Origin of the sequence: Acidithiobacillus sp. 'AMD consortium', assembly GCF_008926505.1 — a bacterium.
In the GTDB taxonomy this organism is placed as follows: Bacteria; Pseudomonadota; Gammaproteobacteria; order Acidithiobacillales; family Acidithiobacillaceae; genus Acidithiobacillus; species Acidithiobacillus ferridurans.
The window spans coordinates 2,700,596-2,723,200 of sequence record NZ_CP044411.1 but is presented as its reverse complement, the minus strand read 5'-3'; the positions used below and the strand labels follow the sequence as shown (position 1 = coordinate 2,723,200).

The window sequence follows — 22,605 nt, the reverse complement described above, 5'->3', positions numbered from 1 at the left end:
AATTGAGTTCACGAAATATCTATTGGCACCGTGAACGATAAAGTGTGAGGGGGCATGTGACTGGTAAATGCCGGAAACGTGCTGTCCGACACAGCAGCCAGAGCAGCTTTGCGAAGCAGGGGATTATGTGAACCGCCCACGACGTGCACGTCTGTCGCTTTTCCACCCGCTGGGCCTAATTTGAAGCTGACAATCACCGTACCATGCAAACCCAGTCGTTTAATAATGGCTGAGATATGAACATTATTGCGTACCTGCGATCTGGCTCCAGCACCATAAGCTCCTACCCCGCTATATACTGGAGTGGGTGGAGGTGGCGGTGGCGGTGTTTTGATCGGCGGAGGCGGCGTCTTCACCACTTGTTTGGGGGGTGGCGGAGGCGTCGGAGGCGGCGGCTTTACGGGCAATGGTGCAGGACGATGTACCACAGGAACCGGTATTTTAACCGGTTTGGGTGGATGCGGCACAGGTTTTACCTTGGGCGGCGGGGGTGCTGGAGGCGGTGGTGGCGGCAGGTGAACGATTTTTACACTGATCACCTTGGGTGGTTTCTTAGGTTTTGGTTGATCATGCGTAATCAGAATGAGACCCGCCACCAGCGCAATTTCTACCGCCAATGCACTGATAATGGCATAACGAAAACTTTTGGATTGACCCTGATAACTCCAGCGGGAAGGCTTCTCAGGAACCTTGGAGGGGGTAGGTTCACCCACTAAATCACCTCTATTATTTTGTTTGGTATACTAAAAGTTATGAACAATGACATTATGGTTATTTCTTTGAATCATCCGGAATCGCTGGATTCTAACACACAATCAAGCCTTGTGAGTAAACGACTGATGATTTTTTTGCGACCTTCCTCCCCAAAAAAACGGATGACCAACCGAGTACAGGAGATGTCATGATGCAGAACAGGCTCTTCATGAAGTTGAATGCTGCGCATGGAAATACCTCGATTGGAGAATACGGAGGAAATCAGAAACAGTGTGCCGGGCTCGTCGCGCACTATCAATGTGATTATCTGTTCTGGTAAGGCATCACAATCTAAATGTTCCATCGGTTTAATTTCTCCTTTATGGACTGTGCCGACTGATGGAAAAGCTGCTGTTCCCCATCAGAAAGTGTCATGGGGTAAACGGCATCCCATCCTTTAGGGCTAATGACCACCGGCGCTCCAATCGGACCTTTTACCTGCAGAAACTCGTCGGCAAGTGAAACCTGAGCGGCAATCACCGTATCCTTGCCACTTAACATGGATTTGATGAGATCCACGCTGGCATTCGCTGTTGCTATGTCTGTCTTGGCACCAGCAAACAAGGTTAAAAATGGTCCAATCATGAGTCTGACATCTGGCGGAAGAGTATCAAAACGCCGGAAAGCTTCGGCTATATCACCGCTTTGTGCGATCTTTATAATCTCGTTACGCATCCGAATCAGGGTTTCGGGGAAGTCGCGACTACTGGTGCTACTGCGCACTTTGCGGATAGCACATATCGTTTCATTATCGGAAAATCCTTGTACCGTGATGTTGCTCCAGAGCGGTACCATCCCGTCACCGTGTTCGCCAAGTACCATGGCGCGGACAGCTTCCCGGGATACATTGATCGAGCGTGCCACTTCCCGACGAAAGCGCAGGCTGTCTTGATAAGCACCCATTCCGACAATCCTATGTCGGTCATAACGCTGAGAAAAGACTTCCACAATCAATTCGACGGGATTAGTGACCACAATCACCACCTCGTGACCATGACCATATCGAGCCAAAGCATCTGCATATGGTATAGAAATCTGCTGGTTGTATTTAGCTAATTCATCACGGCTGGGTGGAGCTTTATTTGGGTCGCTATGCGCTTGGAGAGTTGCCCCGGCAGTCATGACGATGATATCGGCGACAACCTCTTCGGGCTGCAGTGCGATATCAATAATAGGACAGTGCTCGGCAAAAGCGTCTTTTAGATCCTGGCGAAATCCGTACAACGCATTGCCACTGCTTCCATCTCGTCTTCCTACCAGTTGCAGGCGATCTGTAGGTAGCAGAAGACGCTCCAGCAAAATCCGGCTGGCGATATGCTTCCCGGTGCTGCCATTGGCGCCAATGATAGATATATCCATATGGTATAGATCTCGCGGTTAGCTAAGGCCAGGTAATAAACGGATCAGACCCTGGCAGATAAAACGAACAGCTATTGCACCCAGAATGAGGCCAGCAATTTTAGTTATGATTTCAATACCTATTTCACCAAAAAAGTGGGAAATATGATGTGCGTTATACATTGCGACGTACGCAGCAAAAGACGCAATAAGGACGTCGATGAGTATAAGTCCGTAACTAAAAAAAGTGTGAGCGTTTTGTCCATAAATAATGACCGTACCAATGGCTCCTGGTCCAGCCAGCAGAGGGATGCCTAGTGGTGTTACCAACCGCCCGCCGTTGTAAGTGCTGGTGTGGCCTTTGGCAACAGCGGTGCTGAAAAGGTCGGTAGTCAACATCTGGATGGACATTAGTAAAAGCAGTAGCCCTCCGCTGACTCTAAATTCGGCGATGCCAATATAAAAGTAGCGAAGAATATCATTGCCAAATAGTGTGCTAATAATAAGTACAAAAGCGACAACAATAGAAATATTTTTGGCTGTCCTTTTTTTTTGAACAGTGCTTTGATCACTGGTAAGTGACACAAATATCGGAACAATACCGATGGGATCCATCAGTACAAACAGGGTCACTAACGTTTGTATGAAAATCTCTATATTTGTGGAATTCACCAACTATTCTCGTTAACTAATGTTCTAAAATTTGACCCGGGCGTTGGACCGGGTCGATTAAGATGCTTAACTTAACTGAAAACTAACATTATGAGAAGCGCCCAGATAGACCAACCTCAATAAAACGAGGCATGCCGGGGTATGCTTCTGCATAAGGGTTACCTACAGCAGCAAAAGCATATTCCTTATAGGCTTGGTAGTAATGCAGGTAGTAGTGACTATCCAACAAGTTATCGATATTCAGACTCACAGTTACGGATGACAAGTGATCCTGATGAATTGGAACCTTGTAGCTAGCCTGGAGGTTAGTCAGGAAGTAAGGTGCGAGCTTTACGCCAGGATTAGGCGTGGTCGCGTCCTGCAGCAGTGGGTTGGACTCCGTCGGTGGTAAGTCGTAAGTGGTCACCTGGGGTCCAGTGTAACTCTCCATCAAGGCAGCATGGAAGTTATGATTGTGATAACCCAGGCGCAATCCCGCAAGCCAATTTGGTACAGAAGCAAGAGGATCGCCCGCGAAAACATAACCATACTGCCCTTCAAATGGCGTCACATTGGCAGAGAAACTATTCATGTACTGAGCATCCGTATAAGAGACATGACCAGAAATCGCCCACTCTGGATTGATTTCATATTTCCCAGCCAACTCCAACCCTTTCATCTGCTCTTCTCCGACGTTGGCGTATTGCGAGTAGCCAGTAAGGTAGTTCGTATAGAAGGAGAACATTCCGTGCATATTTTGTAAAAAGCCGTCGAAATTCAGATAAAGATGTTTGCCTACATATCGCAGCCCTGCTTCATAAGCGTTGACGGTTTCTGCGCCAGGGGCCAGGGTTGTACTCCCGGATGGACCCAAAACATAATCAGCTACTGGAGCAAAACGTGCGCCCTTCCCATAACTGGCATAAGCAATGACCTTGTGGGTGATATCGTAGGATAAACCTAAATATGGAAGCACCTCTTTATCATAGTTGGAAAGAGTATAGGAATTTGCTGGCGTTCCGTATTGGTTGACAGGAACGTAGTTGCTAGTACTTACACCGGTTAGAGTGACACCAGGCTCAATATGCAGCCTGTTATTGAACAGATTTATTTTGTCTGATACGTAGCCGCTATAAACAGTTCGTTGTTGTTTACTGTTGGTTGGAGATGCGGGATTTCCGTAAGAATTATATCCATAAAGTTGTGGCATAGCCAATGTGCCATAAAAATAGTTTCCTCCTCCTGGACCAGCAGTTTCCTGAGCCACCAATGCACCAACCGTGATATCATTGTGGGGGATAAATATGTTTATTTTTGGTGCTATACCAATTGTGGTATTCCCAGTAATATTGATTTGCGCGGCTTCACCCGCAGGATAACTGCCAAATACAGCGACGGGATTATAAGTGTGGGGGATGACGCCGGGAGCCGCTGCAGTCGGAGGTAGTGCTCCATAGCCGGAATAAGGGTTGTTGAAATTCACCTGATATGGATATGATTCATTAATCAAATTAGGATCCAAATATCCAGCGAGATAGCTATGTTTATGAATATAAAATGCCTTGGCACCAATGACTAGGTGACTATTGATATAAGTGCTGTCACCTATTATAGCAGTCAGATATTGGTTCTTCTGTAGAGTGCTGGCTTCCGACAAGGGATAATTATAAAAAATCCCGTATTTGTCTAATTGAGCCACTGCGTTGGGTGCGCTAATCAAATAGCCATGTGCAGTATTATAAATGACCGTGCCGGTAACTTTCGACAAGCCGTAGTCATACGGCTTAATTGCGGTAAAGAGAAAATCTGTATAACGGGCGGGTGTATTCTGAATATAGCCATTTGTCTGGGTTTGGCTTAACCGGGTATACACGCGCAGACCATCTGTACCAGGAATCTTCCCCGAGCTTGCGTCAAAACCATATGTATCTGTTGAAAATGATCCCACCTTGGTGAAAATATCCGCGTAGCGTTTTTCTGGAGGGGTTTTGGTGTTGTAGGAAACTGTACCACCTACTGTCGCAAAACCTCCGCGATCTGGCGGAGCAACACCGGGGTAAACATGAATTCCCGATATTTGTCCATTGCTTATGACCGTCCCGATATTGTTAGACAGATATGCACCTTGCCCACCAGACAACAGGTCTGTCATTGGAATGCCGTCGAGGGTTTGGGCAAGCTGGCTCATGCGCACCCCACGTACGGTCAGCACCGGTGTACCCGGACCAATATTCTGCTGATATTCATTGACCGATGGGGTTTGTTTCAAAAGGCTATATATACTTTCCGCCGAACTGGAATGTTTGATCTGGTCAGGACCGATGACGGACATGGCTGAGGCGATATTGCGCTCGCCAACCAATATCTTCTCATATTTCTTTTTTATTTCCTTCAGTTTGACCACTCTTTTAGTGTGGGCGCTTTTGGACACCTCAGAATTTTTTGTTGTAGATGCAAAAGCTGCTGAGCTGAGCGCGGGATAAAGGGCAAACATGGTTGCCGTGAGCAATAACCTACTGACCTTGGGCACACGATGGTCTGCATACGTCACTTTGATGGAAGGATTGTTCGGCTTTAAAGGCATTATTTTATCTCCGATAAAACTAATACATACCAATATTTCTCTCAAGAACGTTCCAGCTCAAATGGTTGTTTCACCGTGCCAGGAAAATTCTACGTGCCCATTACAGCAAATATTGTGCCAATTGTACGAAAGCCAGGAGGGTTTCGTGGTGTCGCTGGTGGCGTCTGCTGGTAGAGCTCAATAACTAGTTGAAAAATAAAAATAAAGTTGTTTGTTATTCTCGGGGTTGTTTCTCGCATGGCGCCCGTGGATTTGCTGTTATGACGCCGTCAAGCAATGTCTTTGCACATTGTTGGTGCGTCACCATCAGTTTGACCTCCATTTTGGTGCAGTCGTGACTATGATGCCGTGGTGATATTATGGAAAACGATAATTGATTATCCTAGTTCATTGTAAATTAACATTTGCATTCAAGGCGGTCTGCTGAGAATCTGGAAAGTAATATTTGTACCCGATACGATTTTTTATAAAAGGCGTCGTATTATATTGGTTTTTCTTCCGATGTAGCTAATCATGCTGTTGAATTAAAAACATATTTAACGCCCGCCTTCAGGGATCCGGCAGACGATCGAATGGTCTCAACGGGCTGCACTGCCGTGGTGCAGCCGGGAAAAGTCAGGCAGAATGGGGCATGCGTTCTGAGCGAGAAAGCTTTGTCGCGCAGCCCCTCATGATCTGTCCGGTTTCGACGTGACAAAGATATCCAATTGAAAACGCTATGTTTTTAATGATAGAATAATGTAAGTCACTTCAGGACGTGACGTGGCAGAAAAATTGCTTCCGTTGTCCTTGCTCTGTTAGTGGCAAAAGCTTGGTGCCAGGTTTACCGGAAAATGCTTTCATCCGACGCCGATGGAGGTGCCCGCATGACAATGTTGAGAGGTCGCGAACCTAATGCATAGGTATCTTTTACGAAAAGATGTTACCTTGGGTGTTTTTGGCTTATTGCTGGGCGCCAGCGGACTTTTCGCAGAAGCGAGCCCTGCAGGTTTTATGCCGGTTGATACGGTTTCCAGTGGTGCGATGACTCGGCAATTGTCTTACCATGCGGTGGTTAAAGTGGCCGCGACTGGAACTTACACGGACCAGGTTAGCCAAAGTATCCAGTTGCTTAACCGCAAGGGTGAAAGTAAGATTAACCCCTACAGCGAGACTTATTCTTCAGCGCTTTCAAGCTTTAAAGTGGTCAGAGCATGGGTGGAGACCCCATCTGGAAAGCAAATCATTGTTCCTGATTCTAATATATTTGTGCGGCCGGTCCCGGTGGCACAAGGGGCACCGATGTATAGTCATTCCAAAGTGCTCAGTATTGTCCCGCCCCAACTCGCTGTCGGTGATGTACTGCATGTTGTCACGGAAAAGCATTTTTTTAAGCCGTATTTTTCAAATGAGTACTCGAATTATTGGGAAATTCCTCAGAGCACGTCTGTTCGAGACGAAACCATAAAAATAGAAGCTCCAGTTTCTATGCATCTTCGGGCAGCTCAGCGTGGCGGCTGGGAGATTCTTCATACCAGAGAAGGCAGTAAGGAAATAATCCATGCGCGCATGGCTATCCATCATGCTGAATATCCCGGTATGGAGACGGTGGGAGAACGTCAGTTCAGCCCGATATTTGAAGTGACCAGTTTCCCAAGTTGGGCGGCAGTGGGTACCGCCTACTGGGTGAGAGCGGATAAAATGGCGGATGTGACCCCGTTGGTGCAGAAAGTGGCGGATATGGCTGCTGGAAAACGCGCTGGCTGGGGCGCACAGAAGGCCTTGTTTTCTTGGGATTCTGCAAACATCCGATACGTGGGGCTGGAGCTGGGGGTAGGCGGCTTCGTTCCTATCGCAGCGAATAGAACCCTGCAAACAGGCTATGGTGATTGCAAAGCGCATTCCACATTGTTGCAAGCCTTGTTTAATGCCAAAGGATTTAAGCTATTTCCAGTCCTTATGAATTGGAACAACGTGTACAATCTTCCTCCTTTGCCGACCCCCTTCTGGTTTAATCACGCTATTGATTATGCTCCTAAGAGACATCTGTTTCTGGATAGTACCGGTCAATATGAAACACCGGGACAACTGGCCGTAGGGGAGAGACATAAACCTGCGCTGGTGACCGGGCCAGATCCACGGATTGTAGTGACTCCTGGTGCCGAGCCAGAGCAAAACCACTTTGTTTACACGGCCAAGCTCCGTCTGCACAGGGATGGTACGCTGAGTGGATCCGGAGAAATGACCAGCAGAGGATGGTGGGCGTGGGCGTACCGTGAGATTTTTGCTTCAGTTCCACCATCGCATTATGCCACTGTCATGAGTATGCTCCTTGCTCCGAGTGGTGGGGGCACTGGTACATTTTTTCCCGGTGATCCTACTGTATTGGATAAGCCGTTCCAGGTTGACGCGGAATGGTCCACGCCTGATTTTGCGAAGGTGGGCAGCCATCTGAGTTTTCCTGTGCCACCCGGACCGTTCCTGGTGCCGAGCTTGGCGGCTACACCTAACCCTATTTCATACCTGGCTGAGGTGGCTGGACCGGAGTCGCGAAAGCGCAGTGTAGAGACTTATTTGGGCGGGCTGAGCTGGACAAGTACAATACATATTCCTTCGGATTATAAAGCGGTCTTCTTGCCCTCCAATCAGGATGTACACAACGCGGCCGGTAGATTCTCCTATGAAATTCGATATGATAACGATGTACTCTTGGTCCATTATGATCTAAAACTGAATCGCGTAGTTTATAATCCTCAACAATACCCTGCTTTGCGTGCACTACTTTTGGCAGATTTGTCAGATCAGAAAAGCCCGCTGATTTTTGCCCGCAAAAAAGAGGAACGCATATAATGACTAAAGTTGGTATTGCGCTAGCCGTCTTCTGTAGCTTTTGTGCCATCAATAACGCTCCAGCAGCAAGTACCCCGCCCGCACAGGTCAGTTACCGCGTTTTGTTGGCTCACAATTCATTGATAATTCATAAAAATGGTAGCTTCACCATGCAGGTGGTGCGCGTCGTGGAGCCGCTCAATGCCACTGGGGTGCAAAATCAATCCCAAGTGAATATTGCTTATCCCGGCAATTTCGCAAAACTGAAAGTAATTACTGCCTATACAGAAGACCCTGATGGGACACGCCATCCGGTCCTAGCCTCAGAGATCTTTAAACAATCCACCCACAGTGCCATTTCCGCACCATTTTTGAGTGATGGTGTGAATGAAAGTGTTATCTTTCCTGCGGTATCCCCTGGAGATGCTATCCATATTCAGTATGATCTGACGTACGCGCATCCATATTTGCCAGGGATATATGCCCTTAGTGCGGTACTTGACCCGAGTGTGTTGGTCAATAATGCCAGCATCGCCATGGATAATGGAGAAAATGCGCACCTGAAAATCTATAAAAGCAGTTCAGGCAAAGGCTGGCAAGCAGGTTCAGCCGACTTCAGGGGAGCCGTGAATAAGGTGTTAGTCCCACCCCTTGGGACTCCTGCTCTTTCTGAATATGCAGGGGTGGCGGTATTATCCACGGCAGATAGCTGGAAGGCATTGGCTGATGCCTATAATCAGCTTGCCGCGTCTTCCACCGAGGTAACACCAACGATTCATGCAGATGCTTTAAAAATTGCTGAAGGAGATGGTGGAGAGCCGGCCATCACGAGTATTTACCATTGGATTCAGCAAAATATTCACGGGGTATCGGTAAATTATGAAACGGCGGGTTTTAAACCGCTTTCTGCCGAAGAGACATTGCAGCGCGGCGTAGGCGACAGTAATGCCAAAGTAGCGTTGATGTGTGCCATGTTGCACTCCTTGGGGATAGCGGCAGTGCCTGCCATGATCTCCCAGACTTCCCGGTTCAAGGAATATCCGGGTGTAGATCCCTTTGCCTTTGATCATTTTCTGGTTTATTTACCCAAAGAGCAGCATTTTATGGACTTGGCCTATCGCCATGCTTCAGCCGACGTGCTGCCAGTTCAGGATGCTGGGCGGCCAGTGCTAATTACCGGTAAAAATCCAGAAATGACTATGACGCCGTCTCCAGACGTCAATGTGCCCCTTTTGTCCCAGACGGATGATTTCACGCTGAAGGGCTCTGAGCTGTCTGGTACGGAAGAGCTAATGGCTTCGAGCTATATGGCTCAGCAAGAACGCTCGGCGATATCCGGGCTCACAGGCCGGCGACTGCTAAAAGTCATTCGTGATGCTTTTTATGCACAAGGCGATGTGGGTGATGTGAATGCGGTTGCTTTCTTGAACCGTGATGACCTGGAAAAGCCGTTCGGGATTCGTTTGAGCTTAAACAGGGCAGGTGACTTTGTGCCAGGCAATATGTTCTCGGTTTCCTTGCCGGAAATGCATCAGATTTCTGCAGCGTTGGTCCTTTTTGCGAGCAGTATCCAGCGAAGCACGCCTAGCCTAACCACGCCGGTCAACCTCAATTTCACACTGAAAATCAAGATTCCTGAGGAGTACCGCCCCTTGTACCTGCCCGATAGTGAGAGTCTAAAGACATCTGTCGGTGACTATAAGGTTTCTTTTGCATTCAAAAACAGTGTTTTTACGGAGAATAAATCTTTGGTGCTCAACCGTTTCATTGTTTCACCTGAGGCGTTTCCTGAACTGCACAAAATCGCTGCCCTGGCTCTGGAGAGTGATCACCAGGCTTTGGTGCTGGAGAAGTCGGCGTGAACCTAAAGAGGTTGAAGGAGGCGTTGTTAGTGTTAAGTTTGGTAGGAACCTGGGCTATCGCCCATGCGGCAGACAGCCCCAACATTCAGAATGGCGGCACGATCGTGACCGTTCCCGGAGTAGGGTTGGCTCCCCCTTCCGCTATGAACGGTTTCAACCCTTTGCTTACCTCTTCTGCTTATGATTCTGAGGCTGAAGATTTGATGTACCAGCCACTAATCTGGGTCAACCGTGATTTTAAGATCAATTTTAAGCTCAGTGTGGCGAAAAAAATTGTGGTGGGTCCCAAGCATCGTAGCTTTACCGTCTATTTGTCCAGACACTGGAAATGGTCCGACGGGGTTCCGGTGACTACGGCCGATGTCGCCTATACCTACCACATGCTCATGAAGTTAGGGCCCTTGTGGCCCGGTTGGGATAGTGGTGGAGTTCCTGGGGACATCCATTCATTTACGGTGCTTGGACCGTACGCATTTCGGGTGGTTACGACCCGCTCAGTCAATCCCACCTGGTTTGAACTGTCTGGATTGAGTGATTTCTATCCTTATCCAGCTCAGAGCTGGCAGCGTTACACAGTCAAACAGATGAATGACAATATGACTAACCCCAAATTCTTTTCGGTGGTGGATGGGCCTTTTCGGCTGAAAAGCTTTCATGCGGGGCGCTATGCCAGTATGGTCCCGAATCTAGCGTACAGCGGTCCTGACAAGCCGCATATCAGTCGCTTGATATTCCGTTTTCTTAATTCGAATGCCAGCGTGTTTTTTGCCTTGAAGAGCGGTACGGTTCAGTTGGGTAATTTGCCGGATCCTCTGTATCCAGCACGTAAACAACTGACTAATGACCGATTGACGATCAGTGGACCAAACTGGGGATTCAATTATCTGGGGTTTAACTTTTCTAATCCAAAAATTGCATTTGTGAATAGCTTGTTGGTGCGCCAAGCCATGATGCATGCAATCAATCAGGATTTGATGATCAAAGTATTAGGTTTTGGTCATGGTGCACGTGCTTATGGTCTAGTGCCGGGAAATCCTCCAGTATATTTGTCGCCGGAGGCCAAGGCCTTATTAAAACATGGCGCTTACGACCCTGCGCTTGCCAATAAATTGTTGAAGGAAGCCGGCTGGCATCGTGGACCTGATGGTATCCGTGAAAAAGATGGACATAAAATGGCGTTCACTTTGTATATTCCACCATCCATGATTCGTGGGCCCACCTTGTTGGCGACGATGCTTGCCAAAGTTGGTATTTTAGTGCGGATGCGTGAAATGCCTTTCAACGAACTTTACGAAAAAATGATCGATCCACATAGCAAAAACTGGCAGGCAGTTTATCTAGCCTGGTCGCAAACTGCGTATCCTACTGGTGGTTCTATTTTTAAGTGCGGCGGCGTTCAGAATGGTTATCATTACTGCAACAAAGAAATGGATGCAATGATGGATAGAATAAGAATTACATCAGGGCTTGATGCCTTGTATAAATTTCAAAACTATTTTACAGATCAGCAGCCTGTTATTGTTCTTCCTAACATGAAATTATTTGTGATGGCTGCTAAAAATATTCATGGTGTGAGTCATGCTATCACCCCGGGAGGTAATTTTTATCCACAGTTTTTATGGGTTAGCCATGATCAATAACAGATTCTATTTCCCTGGAATGCGATTTAGGAGAAATTGGTGATGATGCGACGCATGATTCTCAATCGTTTGGGGACATCAGTTTTATCCTTATTTTTATTGGTTACCATCGTGTTTTTTTTGATTCATGCGACACCCGGTGGCCCTGCTTACAGTATTCTGGGTATGCATGCAACGCCGGAAGCTGTTGCTGCGCTCAATAAACAAATGGGTCTGGATCATCCCCTCTGGCAGCAGTACGGCATCTGGTGGGCGCATCTGTTTGAAGGCAATCTGGGTTATTCCTTTACGCAGCATGCCCCCGTTGCCTCTCTGATGGGCTCCTATCTGGCCAACTCCATCATCCTTTACGTGTTGGCTACGGTCATCGCCGTTCTTTTTTCGGTACTCATCGGCATGTTCCAGGGGTACTGGGCCGAGCGTACTCCCGGCGTGCTCATCGGCGCCGGGCAGATCATTGTGTACTCCATCCCTACTTTTTTCATTGGAGTCATGCTGATCCTGTTTTTTGCCATTTATGTCAGCTGGTTTCCGCCTGGTGGAATTGGCGGTGATCAGAGTGCCGGTGGCGTGCTGAACATCGGCAGTTATTTTCACCACATGGTGTTGCCGGCCATTACCATTGCCTTGCCCCTGACCGCCGGTTTGTCCCGCTATTTCGGGCACCAGGCCCGGAGTGAATATCGCCTGGATTATGTCCGCACCGCCCGAGCTCGTGGTGTGCCGCCACTGCGTATCGCCGTTAATCATGTCCTGCGCAACGCCATTCGGCCTCTGGTCACGGTCATCGGCATGATGATCCCCGGAATTTTTGTCGGCGGGATCCTGACCGAGAGCGTGTTCAACTATCCCGGATTGGGCTGGTTATTATGGCGCTCAGCTCTGGAGCAGGATTACCCCACGCTGTCTGCCATTGTGCTGCTCATCGGGGTGTTGACCATACTCGGCAATCTGGCGGCCGATCTCACCAACAGTATATTGGACGTAAGGGTGCGCTATGAGTAGTAGTCCGACCGATATGAATGTGAATAACAGCCTGGTGGCACGTCCCATTCCCGGCATGTTTACCCGGCTCTGGACGGATTCCCTGCGGCATTGGGTAGGACAATACAGTCATCCCATGACCTGGACCGGACTGGGTTTATTTGTTTTTTTGATGCTCTTTTCCTGGCTCGGCCCAGTGCTGTATCCGCTCAGCCCTCTGGCCATCCATGCCAATCATTTATTACTGGCGCCCTCCTGGCAATTTCCTTTTGGCACGGACAATCTGGGCCGGAACCTGCTGGCGCGAATGATGGATGGTGGGCAGGCCACTTTGGAGGTAGGGCTGTTAGGTGCGCTGATAGCCATTTCATTGGGAATCATCTACGGCATGATTGCCGCCATGAGCCCGCGTTGGCTGGACAAAGTGCTGATGCGCTTACTGGATGCTCTGCTCGCCCTGCCAGCCATCGTGTTGATGATTTTTTTCGCGGCCATCATCCCCCTCAATGCCTTGAGCCTGATCCTGGTGCTGGGTTGTCTGTCCTGGCCGGGTCTGGCGCGGATCGTGCGCAATGAGGCGCTGGCCTACAAAGAAAAAGACTACGTTCTGGCCGCCCGGCAGTTTGGGGCCAGTACGTTCTATATAGCTCGCACCCATTTGCTGCGCTCCATGCTGCCGATTCTGATCGTCAATGCCACGTTTATGGTGGCGGATCTGATTCTGGCGCTTTCCGGTTTGTCTTTTCTGGGATTGGGGATACAACCGCCGCATGCTTCCTGGGGAGGACTGCTGAATGATGGATTACAGTTGGTGATTATCGGACCATGGTGGATGATTGTTTTCCCGGGTGTGGCCATTTTTCTGGCGATTGTGGCGATGAATGTGCTGGGGCAAGGACTCCTCGCCCGTCTGGAGGGCCGCTAAGATGGCAGAAAAGGCCGTTCATTGTTCGCATATTCCGCTGCGCGAAAGCGTCATGCGCAGTGACCGCGTGCAAAATCTTCAGGTTGCGTCACCCTCCTCGGCAGGTGCCGGATTACAGGTCCGTGATCTCACCGTGACCTTCGGGCGCGGGCGCAAGGCCTTCAACGTCATTGAAGACTTGAGTTTCGAGGTGGCCGCTGGTGAGACCCTGGGCCTGGTGGGGGAATCGGGATCCGGCAAATCCATGACTGCGGCAGCCCTCATGGGTCTGCTGCCTTGGGGTGGCAAAGTCAGCAGGGGTTCGGTGCAGCTTGGTGACACAGATATTACCCGCTTATCCAATATCGCCCTGCGCACGGCGCGTGGCCGGGAAATCGGAATGATTTTCCAGAACCCCTTGTCATCCCTCAATCCCAGTCTCACCATTGTCCAGCAAATTGCCGAGCCTTATCGACTGTATTTGGGCGCATCCCCAACAGCGGCGCGTAAACATGCCCTGTATTTGCTACAGGAAGTAGGGGTTCCCGATGCGGCCAAACGGCTGGATGATTATCCCCATCAGTTCTCTGGGGGGATGCGGCAACGGGTAATGATTGCCATGGCACTGGCCTGCAAACCCCGACTGCTGATTGCCGATGAGCCGACCACCGCCCTGGATGTCATCAATCAGGCCCAGATTTTGCGCCTGATCCAACGCCTGCAAAAAGAGCAGGGGATGGCCGTGATTTTCATTACCCATGATCTGTCCCTGGTCGCCGAGTATGCCCAGAAAGTCATGGTGCTTTATGCGGGAAAGACGGTGGAGCAGGGGCCTGCAGAGGCTTTTTTTAGTGCGCCCCGACACCCCTACAGCCAGGCATTACTTCACGCCATTCCCCGCCTGGTCAACAACGAAGAACGACTAACCGATATTGACGGCATCCCACCGCGCCCTCAGGAGTTTCCAGTAGGTTGCCGCTTTGCCGAACGTTGCCCGGCAATGACTCCGGAATGTCTGACGGCCTATCCACCGCGTAGCGGTGACGACCATCATTTTTACTGTATTCATCCGGTCGGGGGTGCCGCATGAGCGCCTGGTTGGAAGTGAAAAATCTGGATGTGCGTTTTCACCTGGGTGAGGGCGGGCTGCTCCGCCAGAGCCAGGGCACCATTCATGCGCTGAGTGATATCCATTTTGGTCTGGAACAAGGGCAGACGGTGGGTTTGATTGGCGAGTCCGGTTCCGGGAAGAGCACACTGGGCCGCGCTATCTTGCATCTGGTACGTCCCAGTGCCGGAGCGGTTTATTTCAAAGGAACCAATCTGACGGCCCTCCCTGAAAAACAGATGCGTCCCTATCGTCAGCAGATGCAGATGGTTTTTCAGGACCCCTTTGATTCCATGAATGCGCGCATGACGGTCGGACAAATCATTATGGAGCCTTTGTTACTGCAGGGCATCGGCACGCCCGGTGAACGGTGGCAGAAGGCAGAGGCATTGCTGGAGCGAATGGGACTGGACCGGCGTGCCATGAACCGCTACCCGGGGCAATATTCGGGTGGGCAACGCCAGCGCATTGCCATTGCCCGTGCGCTCACTACGGAGCCACAGCTGTTGGTGCTGGATGAACCTACCTCGGGACTGGATGTTTCCATGCAGGCGCGCATTCTGAATCTGTTGCGGGACCTACAGAAGGAGATGGGCCTCAGTTATGTGTTCATCAGCCATGATCTGGGTGCGATTTCTTATCTCGCGCAAAATGTCATCGTGCTTTACCTGGGGCGTGTGGTGGAAATCGCCCCCACCGCCACGCTCATCTCCAGCCCGGCACACCCTTATACGGCGTCGTTGATGGATGCTCTGCCGCCCATGGTCCGACAGAGGGAGCGGCCACATCTACCGGAGCCGGTCGGTGACCCGCCCTCACCGGTAAATCTGCCATCAGGCTGCGCCTTTCATACCCGTTGTCCGCAAGCTGAGGCCATCTGCAGTAGTGACAGGCCTTCGCTTAACTCGGTCGGATCAGGACATCAGGTGGCTTGTCACTTTCCGTTACGGGATGTTTATCCGATGAAGGAGGCTGTTCATGCTGAATAGTGGGCCAATGATTGTGGAACATATGCGTGTTACTGCCTATAGGGCTGCCGATTTATTGCGTGCGTTTCGTTATTGGTCAGTATTGATTGAGGAACGCTCCCAACTCACGACTTCCGTGCGCAGAGGGGTTGCTGACGCGCCCGATCGAGAAGTATTAAAAGCAGCACTGATCACGCTGGGTTCCGGAAATAATGTCAGCTATGCCTCTACCACGGATCTTTCGGAAGGCGGCTTGCGTCGCGCTATCGCAAGCGCGAAAAGTCGCGCAGAGGCACTGGCTGCATTCCGGTTGATGGAAACGGCCTGTTGGCCTGCAGCAGTTCAGAAGGGGCAATGGCAATCTCCCACGGGTGCAGGGATGTCCTTAAAGGAGCGCTTTGATTATATGCGCGCACTGGATGCTGCGATGGCAACAGACGAGCGCATCCGGGACCGTCAAGTGGTACTGACAAGTATGGATCGACATCGTTTTTTTATGCACAGCGCTGGTGCAGAGCAGTTTCAAGAAACCCAGTTGTGCATTCCCCATATGGAAGCAACTGCCAGCGATGGCCATGAGGCCCAGTCGCGTAGTTATGGACCTTATGTGCAGGGATCGCTCAATGCAGAAACGCTGAAGGCTCTGGACTTTACCCCGGACACTGCACTGCGGATTGCGACGGAAGCCCTGGAACTGTTGCAAGCACCAGAGTGTCCGACTGGAGTGACAGATGTTGTTTTATCTCCTGCGCAAATGACGCTGCAGATTCATGAAAGTATCGGCCACCCACTGGAGCTCGACCGTATTCTTGGAGATGAACGAAACTATGCGGGCTGGAGTTTTGTGAAGCAATCTGACTTTGGCACGCTTCGGTATGGTACCCCCTTACTGAATATATTATTTGACCCCACCGAAAAAGGACAACTTGCTGGATATGCCTACGATGATGAAGGTACCCCAGCCTTGCCCATTTATCTGATCCAGAATGGTATTTTGCAAAGACCCTTGGGTGGCGCTCGTTCTGCCTCCAGAGCCGGTATGGAAGTCGTAGCCTGTGCGCGGGTCTGCGATCCTCTGCGTCCACCTATTGACCGAATGGCAAACGTCAATTTACAGCCGGGGCATAGCAGTTTTCAGGAAATGATTTCTCAGGTCGAAAAAGGCATCTGGATGGACGAGAATCGCTCCTGGTCCATCGACCAGCGTCGCGACAAGTTTCAGTTTGGCTGCGAGTGGGGGCGGCGTATCGAAAATGGCATGCTTGGGGGTTGGGTTAAAAACCCCAACTATCGAGGCCGCACCTTGAATTTCTGGAATTCTTTGGCGGCGGTTGGCAATCGTGACACTTACCAGATTGCGGGAACACCATATTGCGGTAAGGGCGAGCCCAATCAGGCTATTACAGTGGGGCATGCCTCTCCGGTTTGTCTGTTTCGTAATATTGAAACTTTTGGTGGTGATGTATGACGGCAACGATAGATGACTATATTAAAGCCTTACCGGACGTTCTATCTGCTTTAGTCTCAGGTAACGAGCGCCTTTACGCCAAGGTTTACCAGGAAGAAACCCAGTATGCGCGCCTGACCCAGGCGCGGGTGAACCAGAACGGGGGCATATTTCAGGAACAACTGACTTTATTCCTTAGTAATGGTCTATCTATGATCAGTATGTCCGTAGAAGGTGATTTACCATCTCCAGACCAGATTCGTGGTCTGGTACAGGCACTAAGGGAAGATTTGCCGTATGTCCCTCAGGATCCCTGGCTAACCCTGAATGAAACACCTGAGCAACTGGAAACCGGGAATGCCCATGGGTCCATGCATTTTGATGCATTGGTGAATACCCTTTGTGAATCGGCGGGGAAGCAAGACCTCGTGGGTCTGGTGTTGAGCGGCCCACAGGTGCTTGCTGTTTGCAGCAGTCTTGGTCATTGCCTGATTCATCGGGGTGGTGGCAGCAGTATTGATGTGAGCTTTTTTGATGCAGATTACAATGCCGTAAAGCGGGTGCGACGGGATCCTGATCTGGCGGACATTCCGGCATTGATAAGTGGCATGTCTCAGGATCTGAAAGCCTTACAGCAACCTGCCGTGAATATCAAGGCGGGTATTTACCGCGCCTGGTTGTCTGCAGAGGCTTTAGGAGAATTGTTAAGCACGATTAGCTGGAATGGCTTTTCCGTAGATTCCATCCGTAGTGGCAGCAGCCCCCTAAACAAGTTATACAACGGTGAAAAGCAATTGTCCCAATGGATTCATCTCTATGAAAATAGGCAGATGGGCGAGGTGCCCTCGTTCACGGGTGAGGGGTTTTTATTGCCAGGCGAAGTGCCGCTTATTCAAGATGGACTAGCTAGACATCATTTAAGCAGTCCCCGTGCCGCGAAGGAGTTTGACACGACCATCAATAGTGACAGCGGATATCCTTCGGCTCTCTATCTGCGGGGAGGTGACTTGCCAGATAGCGAAGTGTTACAAAGAATTGGCACCGGACTTTATATTGGGCGGATATGGTATACAAATATTTCTGACCCCGCCAGTTGTCGGCTGACAGCCATGACAAGATATGACTGCTTCTGGGTAGAAGGAGGCGCCTTAGTGGGACCACTATCACCAGTACGTATGGACTCCAGTATTTATCAGTTGTTGGGGGAGGATCTGGAAGCTCTTGGGATGCATGTACACCAGATTCCCGAAACCCAAAGCTATGGGCAAAGGGGTTGGGGGTCTTCCAGCCTGCCAGGGGTGATGACTGCGCTGAAAATAACTCTATAGGATGATGATCTAACATATGAATCGACTCCCCCACGTGCTGTCGGCTTTTGCTGGCATCGTCTTGTTCAGTTTTGCTTTGCCTGGCAGCGCAGTTACCGCTGCCACATCAATGACTACAGTGACCTCAGTAGGTTTGTCTCCACCCATGAATGTCAACTCGCTGCTGCCGGTGGTAAATAATGATTCCAGCGCCAATGCACAGATAATCAGCTTGATGTTTCGGCCTCTTTTGTGGATTGGTACTAATCTGAAAATCAACTGGCAGCAATCCATTGCCAAAAATATTAACGTATCGCCAGATCGTCGGCAATTTACCATTCATCTTAAAAACTGGTACTGGTCTGACGGAAGGCCGGTAACGGCGGAAGATACGCTGGCCTGCCTGAAGCTCATTCGTGAATACGGATCACGTTACCCCAATGCGGGAATGGGCGGTATTCCCGATATCATTGTCCATGCAAAAGTGATCAATCCGCTGACTTTGCAAATAACGCTCAAGCGCAGTGTGAATCCCGACTGGTTCGAGCTCAATGGATTATCACAATTGTTCCCGGTACCCGCATGGCGCTGGAAACGGTATTCCATTGATACGCTGTTTAAGCTTCAGGATAACCCGGACATGGTTTCCGTTGTTGATGGTCCTTACAAGCTGCAACATTTCACCCTTGGCCGAGGAATCAGTTTTATTCGGAATCCCCATTATTCTGGAAAACCTGCTACCTTGGAACACTTACATTTTAAAATGTATACTTCCGACTCCACTGCTTTTTGGGCCCTGAGAACAGGCACCATTCAGGCAGGAATGATTCCGCATTACCTGTATGCAGCACGCGGAATGGTGAAAGATCTTAAAACATGTGTCAGTAACGGTGGCTATGGCTTTAATTATGTGACACTGAATTTCACTAATCCCCGGGTGGCCTTTTTTCGTAACGTAAAAGTGCGCCAAGCACTTGCTCTGGCAATCAACCAGACACAGATTATCCAAATTGCATTTCATGGATTGGGCGTACCCAGTTTTAATCCGGTGCCCACTAATCCAGATACCTATCTTTCCCCTGAGATGAAGAAGCTCGTGGCAAATCCCGCCCTTGCCTACAATCCTTCCACCGCAAAGCGGCTGCTGACCGAGGCAGACTGGGAACCAGGGCCGGATGGTATACGGATGCATGATGGACAGCGTCTTCAGTTTACGATGATGGTTCCTGACACCAGCCAGACATTGATAGCGGTCGCGGAAATGTTGAAAGCAGACTGGCAGGCTATTGGTGTAGATATGCGCCTGCGCGTCGTGCCGTTCAATCTGGAACTAGCTAAATTGCACCCTCACGGGAAGTGGGATGCTTCCATGATCGTCTGGTCTTATGATCCGGATTACTACCCCAGCGGTGATGGTTTGTTTAATACCGGGGGAGGCGGTAATTATGGGGATTATAGTAACCCAATGATGGACAAGATGATTTACGACACTACAGAAAAAAATGGCGCCCGCTTTCTGGATAGGTATGAGAATTATGCATACTCTCAGCAACCGGTGATTTTCCTACCTTATCCTGAGTATGTTGTGAAATATGCTCAGAACGTGACGCACGCACAGTTGATGGAAGGTGTTTATTCTGTAGATTGCACCCCCCAGTCCTTACACTGATCCAGTTTCTGAATAGGTGTCTTTTGGCAGACAATCTTGAAGTTTACCTTGCAGACTTTATACGTGAACGCGAGATCATTGAGGAGTTGCGCGTGCGCGTGTTTGTTCGGGAACAAGGCGTACCAGAGGACCTAGAGATGGACGAAAGGGATATGTATTGTCAGCATTTTCTTGCGCGTTGTGATGACATTGCGATTGGAACGGTTCGTCTGGATCTGGAACTAGAGGGTAAGATGGGCCGCTTGGCGGTGATCCAACCTTATCGGCGGCGGGGGGCGGGTCGTCAATTGGTAGAGCGGCTTCACCAGAGTGCGAGAGATGCGGGCTTGTCAGAAATCTGGTGTCACGCCCAACTTTCTGCCCAGAACTTTTACAGTGTGTTGGGTTATAAGGCAGAAGGAAGCATTTTTGAAGAAGCGGGGATTGATCATGTCACCATGCGTTACTCCATGGTGAAGTAAGGTCTTCTTCTATACGCAGTGTTTCTTCCATTGCAGCCGCTAAAATCAGCCGGGTGAATAGAATGTATAAGACATTCGAAAAAATGATAGACATATTTCGGGATCACGAAACCCATGAGATTTTAGATCATGATCAAAGAATATCTGTCTGGAGTTTTTATTGGAATTATGTCTCTCAGGTTAAAGGATCAATGATATTGCTGTTTGTTGCAGGTTTTGTGACAGCTATTGTTGATCTTTCTATTCCATTATTTATTGGTAAAATTACTGGATACGTGTCTCATGCAAAGTCTGATGCGCTACCATTAAATGAAGTTCACGCTATCCTGATCATGGCTTTTGTGATCATAGTGCTGCGTCCGTTCATTCATTTTTTCCATGACATGGTGACAAACCAGACGATTGCTGCAAATTTTACCAACTTGATCCGTTGGCAGAATCATCGTGGTCTGATTCGTCAAGGCTGGGGATTTTTCCAAAATGATTTTGCCGGACGTATTGCCAATAGAGTTATGCAAACAGGCCCTTCCTTACGGGAGAGCACGGTTGCAACACTAACTGCCGTCTGGTACTTACTGACGTATGGAATCAGCTCCATCATTATTCTTGCACAGCAAAGCTGGACGCTTTCAGTACCGGTATCTTTGTGGTTTTTATTTTATGGTTCATTGATGTGGTTTTTTATTCCACGATTGACCCAGCGATCCAATATGCTGTCCAAGGCGAGATCAGGTCTGACGGGAGCGATTGTGGATAGCTATACTAATATTCATACCGTAAAACTGTTTGCCAAATCAGAAGATGAAGATCAGTTTGTGCGTGATGCGCTGACCAGTCATACTTCTGCATTCAAAGCGTCACTGCGCATGGTCACCACCTGGATGACGTCCTTGACCGTGCTGAACGCCCTATTGCTCAGTGCGACGACTGGTGTTGGACTCTGGTTATGGCATGAAGGCACTATATCTGTCGGGATATTGGTCACGGCCATTCCATTGGTTTGGCAGATTGCGAATATGTCGGGCTGGGTCGCGAATAATCTTTCCGCCATCTTCGAAAATATCGGCACTGTCCAGGATGGCATGCGTTCTGTAGACCGTCCTCGGATTATGGGCGATACCCCTACCGCCAAGCCCTTTGTTTTCAAGGGCGGGCGCATTGATTTTGATAAGGTCTCGTTCGGCTACCATCAGCGGCACGGCACAGTAGACGAAATCAAACACATTGATAATGTGTCCATTACCATCGCCCCCGGCGAGCGAGTAGCTATTGTAGGTCCTTCCGGGTCCGGAAAATCTACGTTGGTCAGTTTGCTGTTACGCTTTTTCGATGTGAACGAGGGACGTATCCTGATTGATGGTCAGGACGTCAGGGACTTACAGCAAGAAAGTTTTCGCCAGTATATCGGCGTTGTTTCTCAGGATACTTCTCTACTCCACCGATCCATTCTCGATAATGTGCGTTATGGGCGGCAAAGTGCCACTCGGGAAGAAGTTGAAGAAGCTTTGCGCAAGGCACGAGCAGATACTTTTGTGCTGGATCTGGCGGATTCCTACGGGAGGGTTGGTCTTGATGCGCAGGTGGGCGAACGCGGCATCAAGCTCTCGGGCGGGCAACGTCAACGTATCGCCATTGCCCGAGTGTTCCTCAAAAATGCGCCCATATTGATCCTGGATGAAGCGACTTCCGCTCTGGATTCTGTTACTGAGCAGGAAATTCAACATGAGTTGGATGCTCTCATGGCCGGACGTACGGTAATTTCCATTGCGCATCGTATTTCCACGATTGCCCATTTTGATCGTATTATTGTGATGGCAAATGGGCAGGTTACTGAAATGGGTAATCACCAGCAATTATTGCAGGCCAACGGACACTATGCAGAATTATGGACTAGGCAAAGCAAGCCCATGAATCGTTAATATGAGCATTTTAGGCAATTGCCAGGCTCAAAGTCTCAGCATAGGTCCTCGTTGGTCAAGGTGCTGATGTGGGCGCGCAAATCAGCAGTCGAATTCATGGCGGTGTAACGGCCGGCCTCGATGTCTTCAATACCAAGCACCACGGCTTCACGCAATACTTTATAGGTAAAGTTCAGCCAGTAGATTGGAGAGACGTTTCAAG

The 22,605-nt window shown here is 49.5% G+C and carries 17 protein-coding genes; 12 read left to right on the top strand and 5 right to left on the bottom strand.

The window, feature by feature from the left end; genetic code table 11:
• Positions 1-8: 8 nt before the first annotated feature.
• The 5 genes from F6A13_RS14190 to F6A13_RS14170 all read right to left on the bottom strand — a co-directional run bounded on the left by F6A13_RS14190 (position 9) and on the right by F6A13_RS14170 (position 5,326).
• On the bottom strand, positions 9-713 hold the full coding sequence (locus tag F6A13_RS14190) for an energy transducer TonB (protein WP_126604485.1): 705 nt from the start codon (positions 711-713) through the stop codon (positions 9-11).
• Between the two features lie 71 nt (positions 714-784).
• Positions 785-1,057 (bottom strand): amino acid-binding protein, encoded by a 273-nt coding sequence (locus tag F6A13_RS14185; protein WP_126604484.1) that lies wholly within the window; start codon positions 1,055-1,057, stop codon positions 785-787.
• Positions 1,045-2,112: a malate dehydrogenase gene (locus F6A13_RS14180; RefSeq protein WP_126604483.1), complete on the bottom strand. Its 1,068-nt coding sequence runs from the start codon at positions 2,110-2,112 to the stop codon at positions 1,045-1,047. Before F6A13_RS14180 ends, F6A13_RS14185 begins: the two co-directional genes overlap by 13 nt.
• A gap of 18 nt (positions 2,113-2,130) precedes the next feature.
• The gene (locus tag F6A13_RS14175) at positions 2,131-2,763 is read right to left on the bottom strand and encodes a MarC family protein (protein ID WP_126604482.1); all 633 of its coding nucleotides are present in this window, start codon (positions 2,761-2,763) and stop codon (positions 2,131-2,133) included.
• 88 nt (positions 2,764-2,851) lie between these two features.
• Positions 2,852-5,326 (bottom strand): TonB-dependent receptor, encoded by a 2,475-nt coding sequence (locus F6A13_RS14170; protein ID WP_126604481.1) that lies wholly within the window; start codon positions 5,324-5,326, stop codon positions 2,852-2,854.
• A 927-nt stretch (positions 5,327-6,253) separates the two neighbouring features.
• Here F6A13_RS14170 and F6A13_RS14165 point away from each other — a divergent pair.
• The 12 genes from F6A13_RS14165 to F6A13_RS14110 all read left to right on the top strand — a co-directional run bounded on the left by F6A13_RS14165 (position 6,254) and on the right by F6A13_RS14110 (position 22,403).
• Positions 6,254-8,155 carry a DUF3857 domain-containing protein gene (locus tag F6A13_RS14165; protein WP_225981858.1) on the top strand — a complete coding sequence of 634 codons (1,902 nt, stop codon included), beginning with the start codon at positions 6,254-6,256 and terminating at the stop codon, positions 8,153-8,155.
• Entirely contained in the window at positions 8,155-9,996 is a 1,842-nt protein-coding gene (locus tag F6A13_RS14160; protein ID WP_126604480.1) for a DUF3857 domain-containing protein, read from the top strand. Before F6A13_RS14165 ends, F6A13_RS14160 begins: the two co-directional genes overlap by 1 nt.
• On the top strand, positions 9,993-11,636 hold the full coding sequence (locus F6A13_RS14155) for a peptide ABC transporter substrate-binding protein (RefSeq protein ID WP_126604479.1): 1,644 nt from the start codon (positions 9,993-9,995) through the stop codon (positions 11,634-11,636). Before F6A13_RS14160 ends, F6A13_RS14155 begins: the two co-directional genes overlap by 4 nt.
• Before the next feature lie 42 nt (positions 11,637-11,678).
• Positions 11,679-12,641 carry an ABC transporter permease gene (locus F6A13_RS14150; RefSeq protein ID WP_126604478.1) on the top strand — a complete coding sequence of 321 codons (963 nt, stop codon included), beginning with the start codon at positions 11,679-11,681 and terminating at the stop codon, positions 12,639-12,641.
• A complete protein-coding gene (locus F6A13_RS14145; protein ID WP_126604477.1) occupies positions 12,634-13,545 on the top strand; it encodes an ABC transporter permease in 912 nt (303 codons plus the stop codon). Before F6A13_RS14150 ends, F6A13_RS14145 begins: the two co-directional genes overlap by 8 nt.
• A gap of 1 nt (position 13,546) precedes the next feature.
• On the top strand, positions 13,547-14,614 hold the full coding sequence (locus tag F6A13_RS14140) for an ABC transporter ATP-binding protein (RefSeq protein WP_126604476.1): 1,068 nt from the start codon (positions 13,547-13,549) through the stop codon (positions 14,612-14,614).
• Positions 14,611-15,621 carry an ABC transporter ATP-binding protein gene (locus F6A13_RS14135; protein ID WP_126604475.1) on the top strand — a complete coding sequence of 337 codons (1,011 nt, stop codon included), beginning with the start codon at positions 14,611-14,613 and terminating at the stop codon, positions 15,619-15,621. The genes F6A13_RS14140 and F6A13_RS14135 overlap by 4 nt, the downstream gene beginning before the upstream one ends.
• Entirely contained in the window at positions 15,611-17,068 is a 1,458-nt protein-coding gene (locus tag F6A13_RS14130) for a TldD/PmbA family protein (RefSeq protein ID WP_126604474.1), read from the top strand. The genes F6A13_RS14135 and F6A13_RS14130 overlap by 11 nt, the downstream gene beginning before the upstream one ends.
• Positions 17,065-18,375, top strand: coding sequence for a metallopeptidase TldD-related protein (locus tag F6A13_RS14125; protein ID WP_151528394.1), 1,311 nt, complete (start codon positions 17,065-17,067; stop codon positions 18,373-18,375). The genes F6A13_RS14130 and F6A13_RS14125 overlap by 4 nt, the downstream gene beginning before the upstream one ends.
• Positions 18,376-18,391: 16 nt before the next feature.
• A complete protein-coding gene (locus tag F6A13_RS14120; protein ID WP_151528393.1) occupies positions 18,392-20,023 on the top strand; it encodes a peptide ABC transporter substrate-binding protein in 1,632 nt (543 codons plus the stop codon).
• A gap of 23 nt (positions 20,024-20,046) precedes the next feature.
• Positions 20,047-20,484: a GNAT family N-acetyltransferase gene (locus F6A13_RS14115; protein ID WP_151528392.1), complete on the top strand. Its 438-nt coding sequence runs from the start codon at positions 20,047-20,049 to the stop codon at positions 20,482-20,484.
• 62 nt (positions 20,485-20,546) lie between these two features.
• Positions 20,547-22,403, top strand: coding sequence for an ABC transporter ATP-binding protein (locus F6A13_RS14110; protein WP_151528391.1), 1,857 nt, complete (start codon positions 20,547-20,549; stop codon positions 22,401-22,403).
• The last annotated feature ends 202 nt before the right edge of the window (positions 22,404-22,605 follow it).